Source organism: Streptomyces phaeochromogenes (genome assembly GCF_001418655.1).
Taxonomy (GTDB): Bacteria; Actinomycetota; Actinomycetes; order Streptomycetales; family Streptomycetaceae; genus Streptomyces; species Streptomyces phaeochromogenes.
On sequence record NZ_LIQZ01000516.1, the window covers coordinates 1 to 5,421 of the forward strand.

The 5,421-nt window shown below is 70.1% G+C and carries 6 protein-coding genes; all 6 read left to right on the top strand.

The window, feature by feature from the left end; all coding sequences use genetic code 11:
• The coding region (locus tag AOK17_RS44360) for a DUF881 domain-containing protein (protein WP_055618328.1) at positions 1–849 on the top strand (849 nt) is incomplete at its 5' end.
• A 61-nt stretch (positions 850–910) separates the two neighbouring features.
• Entirely contained in the window at positions 911–1,846 is a 936-nt protein-coding gene (locus AOK17_RS49535) for an FHA domain-containing protein (RefSeq protein ID WP_079053639.1), read from the top strand.
• Positions 1,847–1,888: 42 nt separating this feature from the next.
• The gene (gene ftsR, locus AOK17_RS44370; RefSeq protein ID WP_055618330.1) at positions 1,889–2,623 is read left to right on the top strand and encodes a transcriptional regulator FtsR; all 735 of its coding nucleotides are present in this window, start codon (positions 1,889–1,891) and stop codon (positions 2,621–2,623) included.
• Positions 2,624–2,709: 86 nt separating this feature from the next.
• Positions 2,710–3,183: a bifunctional nuclease family protein gene (locus AOK17_RS44375; protein WP_006123076.1), complete on the top strand. Its 474-nt coding sequence runs from the start codon at positions 2,710–2,712 to the stop codon at positions 3,181–3,183.
• Positions 3,184–3,397: 214 nt separating this feature from the next.
• A complete protein-coding gene (locus AOK17_RS44380; protein WP_079053640.1) occupies positions 3,398–4,030 on the top strand; it encodes a MerR family transcriptional regulator in 633 nt (210 codons plus the stop codon).
• Between the two features lie 164 nt (positions 4,031–4,194).
• A partial coding sequence (locus tag AOK17_RS44385; protein ID WP_055618331.1) for a DNA polymerase IV occupies positions 4,195–5,421 on the top strand: 1,227 nt, incomplete at its 3' end.

Here is a 5,421-nt window from a genome sequence, read left to right on the forward strand (position 1 = left end):
GACGCCCCGGAGGCCTCCGGGAACCGCCTGCGCAAGGAACTTCCCGAAGAGGTTCGGGCGCAGGAGGCGCGGGCCGAGGAGGACGCGGAGTCGCCGGACGCCGAGGCGGAACCGCGCAAGCCGGTTCTGACCGGCCGGCAGCGGCTGGTGAAGGGGCTGTGGCCGCCGCGCGTGTCGCGTGCGCAGTTCATCGTGGCCCTCCTGCTGTTCGGCCTCGGCTTCGGCCTCGCCGTCCAGGTGGCGTCCAACAGCGACAGCGACGGCGCCCTCCGCGGCGCGCGTCAGGAGGATCTCGTACGCATCCTCGATGAACTGGACGACCGTACGCAGCGTCTGGAAGAGGAGAAGCAGGGGCTGGAGGATCAGCGCACCGAGCTGGAGAACAGTTCGGACCAGGCCGAGGAGGCCCGCAAGCAGACGGTCGAGAAGGAGAAGCAACTCGGCATCCTTGCGGGCACCGTGGCGGCGCAGGGCCCCGGCATCACGCTGACCATCGAGGACGAGAAGGGGACGGTCGAGGCCGACATGCTGCTCGACGCGATCCAGGAGCTGCGTGCCGCCGGAGCGGAGGCGATCCAGGTCAACGGCGTACGGGTCGTCGCGGGCACCTATCTGACGGATGTGAGTGACGGAGTCGCCGTCGACGGGAACAAGATCAGCGCCCCCTATCGTTTCAAGGTCATCGGCAAGCCTCAGGACCTCGAACCGGCGCTCAACATCCCGGGCGGAGTGGTGCAGACTTTGGAGAAGGAGCAGGCCACTGTCACGGTGGAACGATCGGACAAGATCATCGTGGACGCCTTGCGACCGGCGAAGCGGCCTGACTACGCTCGGTCGTCCTCCCAGTGAACAGGGGGCGCTTGGGGGCAGCTCCTCGAGGGCATGAGGTTGCGGGGGGTCGGCGCACCGAATGGGTGGTGCGTGGTGGAAACTGTCTGGTGGATACGGACGTTGTGAGGGTGTCCGGCTCGGCCGGTGTGTGCAATCAGGGTTCGTCCTGCCCCACGGGCGGGTCTGTTTCGGTCAAGGGGAATCGCCCGTGAAGTTGTTTTCGAAGTTGTTCGGCAAGAGCGCGCGAGAGGGCAGCGACAACGCGACTGCCCGCCATCGTGCACCGCGCCCCGCGGAGGGCGAGGACCAGGGGGACCGCCCCCTGTTCCGCGATCAGGTCGGTGGTCCTGGTGGCGACATTTCCGGTGGTCAGGGCGCGCCGTCTGTTGACCCTGCCCAGTCGGGACGCATAGGTTTCGGCTCCGACCCGTATGCGTCCAACGCCCCCACGGGGCAGCCGCGGCAGGAGGATCCGTCGATGTCGGCCCTGGTGTGTACGAGGTGCGGTAACCGCAACGCGGAGGCGAGTCGCTTCTGCTCCAACTGCGGTGCTCCGTTGCGGGCCGGGGCGACCCCCGAGCGCCCGTCGGAGACCACCTCGACGATCTCCATCTCGGGCCTTGAGGCCTACGACGCCGAGGTCACCGGCCAGACGCAGATGCCGATGCTCTCGCCCGAGGCGCAGGCCGCCGTGGACGCGTTGCCGCTCGGCTCGGCGCTCCTGGTGGTGCGCCGCGGGCCCAACTCGGGCAGCCGCTTCCTGCTGGACGGCGAGCTGACCACCGCCGGCCGTCATCCGCAGAGCGACATCTTCCTGGACGACGTGACCGTGTCGCGCCGCCATGTGGAGTTCCGGCGCGTTTCCGACGGCTCGTTCACGGTGGCGGACGTAGGCAGCCTCAACGGCACGTACGTCAACCGGGAGCGGATCGACTCGGTCCCGCTGTCGAACGGCGACGAGGTGCAGATCGGCAAGTACCGGCTGGTCTTCTACGCGAGCCAGCGGGGTATCTGACCCGCCCCCGGACCCGGTCCGGGGGGACCCTCAGGAAGGTCCATGCTTCGAACACCGAGCGGCGGTGTCGGCCACGGCACCGCCGCCATGGACAACGGACTGATGAGCATCGGCACGGTGCTCAATGTGCTGCGCGACGAGTTCCCCGAAGTCACCATCTCCAAGATCCGTTTCCTGGAGTCGGAGGGGCTCATCGAGCCGCAGCGGACCCCGTCGGGGTACCGGAAGTTCAGCCCGGGAGACGTCGAGCGCCTCGGACACGTCCTGAGGATGCAGCGGGACCACTATCTGCCCCTGAAGGTGATCCGCGAGCATCTGGACGCCGTGGAGCGCGGTGAGGCGCTGCCGTTGCCGTCCGTGGGGCGCCAGCGCGACGGTGAGGCGCTCTGCGAGTCCGAAGGGCCGACAGTGGCCCGGATCGGGCGTGCCGAGCTGCTGGCCGCCGTGGAGATCGGCGAGCAGGAGCTGGAGGAGTGGGAGTCGTACGGGCTCATCACACCGCTGCCCGAGGGGGTCTACGACGCCGAGGCGGTGACCGTGGCCGGTCTCGTGGTGGAACTGGGGCGGTTCGGTATCGAGCCGCGCCATCTGCGTGCCGTGAAGGCCGCCGCCGACCGTGAGGCAGGCCTTGTCGACCAGGTCGTGGCCCCGCTGCGGCGACACCGCAATCCGCAGACCAGGGCGCACGCGGAGGCGCAGACCAAGGAGCTGGCGGGGCTCGCGGTGAAGCTGCACGCCGCGCTGGTGCAGTCCGCGCTCGGGGTGCGGCTGCCCTGACCCGGTGGGCCGCGTGGAACGCGGGATCGGGCGCCCAATCCGTGCCCGACTACCCAAAGATGCCGGGCACGGCCTAGGGTTGCTGTGTGAACGAGCTCGACGTCGTAGGTGTCCGGGTCGAAATGCCCTCCAACCAACCGATCGTGCTCCTGCGTGAAGTGGGAGGCGACCGTTACCTCCCCATCTGGATCGGGCCGGGGGAGGCGACGGCGATCGCCTTCGCACAGCAGGGCATGGCCCCCGCGCGACCGCTGACCCACGACCTGTTCAAGGACGTGCTGGAGGCCGTCGGCCAGGAGCTCACCGAGGTGCGCATCACGGACCTGCGGGAGGGCGTCTTCTATGCGGAGCTGGTGTTCGCCAGCGGGGTCGAGGTCAGCGCCCGGCCGTCCGACGCCATAGCGCTCGCGCTGCGCACCGGGACGCCGATCTACGGCAGCGACGGGGTGCTGGACGACGCCGGTATCGCGATCCCGGACGAGCAGGAGGACGAGGTGGAGAAGTTCCGCGAGTTCCTCGACCAGATCTCGCCCGAGGACTTCGGGACCAACAGCCAGTGAGCGCCCCGTCCGGGCTCCGGTGACCCTCCGGGACCGCCGGACGACAGGCCGTGCGGCGGTTGTCCGGAGAGTATTCGGCTAGCCTTTCCCCGCGGTGGGACACGGGAAACCACTCCTAGGGTGATTATCACTCGGCGTGCCGAGTGTGGCGGTCGTTGACGCACCCCTGGTGGCTGCCTACCTTCGAGAAGGCAGGTCAAGGACGGAGGTCGGCGTGAGAAGCAGCGGCGACGGTACGGCTGGGGGTGCCCCCGGACCCGGTCTGGGGGAGAGCAGCCCGTACCCGCTTCACAGCAGCGCGGCCGATCACGTACAGCGGCCGACAGCGGTGCCCGAGGACGGCGAGGTGGCGTCCGAGGAGGTCGGTTATCGGGGGCCCACGGCCTGCGCGGCCGCGGGCATCACCTACCGGCAGCTGGACTACTGGGCCAGAACCGGCTTGGTCGAGCCGAGCGTGCGGGCCGCCTACGGGTCGGGGACGCAGCGGCTCTACAGCTTCCGGGACGTCGTCGTCCTGAAGATCGTCAAGCGGTTCCTCGACACCGGGGTCTCGCTGCAGAACATCCGCACCACGGTCCAGCACCTGCGTGAGCGCGGGTTCCGGGATCTGGAGCGGATGACGCTGATGAGCGACGGTGCGACGGTCTACGAGTGCTCCTCGCCCGACGAGGTCCACGCGCTCCTCCAGGGCGGCCAGGGCATCTTCGGGATCGCGGTGGGCGTGGTCTGGCGGGACGTCGAGAGCGCCCTCTCACAGCTGCACGGGGAGCGGGTCGACACGGGCGAGACCCTTGTCCGGCCCAATCCGGCGGACGAGCTGGCGCGGCGGCGTAATCGCGCGGTCTGAGCCGGGGGGCGGGGTCTGAGCCTTGCGGCTCGGACCTGTCTGGGCCTTCTTGTCCTGCCGCCTGCCGCCTGCCGCTCGGCGCGTGGCGTGCGGGCGGTTCGGCTTCGTGGCGGTCCACAGGTCGTGCCGGGGCATTGTCAGTGGCGTAGGGCAGCATCGGACATGTGAGAACCGCGCCCACGATCCTGCATCTCGACATGGATGCCTTCTACGCCTCGGCGGAGCAGGCGGCCAAGCCGAGCCTGCGCGGGAAAGCGGTCATCGTGGGCGGGCTCGGGCCGCGGGGCGTGGTGGCCACCTGCTCGTACGAGGCACGGGTCTTCGGGGTGCATTCGGCGATGCCCATGGCGCAGGCCCGCCGGCTGGCGCCGAACGCCGCGTATCTCGTACCGCGCTTCGGGTTGTACCGGGAGATCAGCGAGCAGGTGATGGGTCTGCTGCGGGAGCTGTCGCCCCTGGTGGAGCCGTTGAGCCTGGACGAGGCGTTCGTGGACCTGGAGGCCGGGCAGACGGCCTGGGACGCGGAGTCGGCGCGGCTGACCGGGGTGAAGCTGCGTGGCGACATCCGGGCCGTCACCGGGCTGACCGGGTCCGTGGGGCTCGCCGCGTCCAAGATGCTCGCGAAGATCGCCTCCGAGCAGGCCAAGCCGGACGGGCTGGTGCTGATAGAGCCGGGCACCGAGCGGGAGCTGCTCGCCCCCATGTCCGTGCGCACGCTGCCGGGTGTGGGGCCCGCCACGGGGGACCATCTGCGGCGGGCCGGGATCACCACGGTCGGGGAGATCGCCGAGGCGGGCGAGGACGAGCTCGTACGGCTCCTGGGGAAGGCCCACGGGGGCGCGCTGTACGCCATGGCGCTCGCGCACGACGTGCGGCCCGTGGTGGCCGAGCGGGACACCAAGTCGGTGTCCGTCGAGGACACGTACGACGTGGACATCCACGACCGGGTGCGGGTGCGAATGGAGGTCCAGCGGCTCGCCGACCGGTGTGTGCGGCGGTTGCGGGGTGCACATCTGTCGGGGCGGACCATCGTGCTGAAGGTCCGGCGGTACGACTTCTCGACGCTGACCCGGTCCGAGACGCTCAGGGGGCCCACGGACGACCCCGCGGTGGTGCGGGAGGCCGCGGCGCGGTTGCTGGAGTCCGTGGACACCACGGGCGGCGTACGGCTTCTGGGGGTGGGGGTCTCGGGGCTCGCCGACTACACGCAGGAGGATCTCTTCGCCCAGGCCCGGACGGCTGCCGCCGCTGCCTCCGCCGAGGAGCTTGAGCAGGCGGAGCAGGAAGAGACCGAGGAGGCTGTCGAGGAGCCGGTGCCTCCTGCGGAGCGGCGGTGGCATGCGGGGCACGATGTGCGGCATGCGGAGTTCGGGCACGGGTGGGTGCAGGGG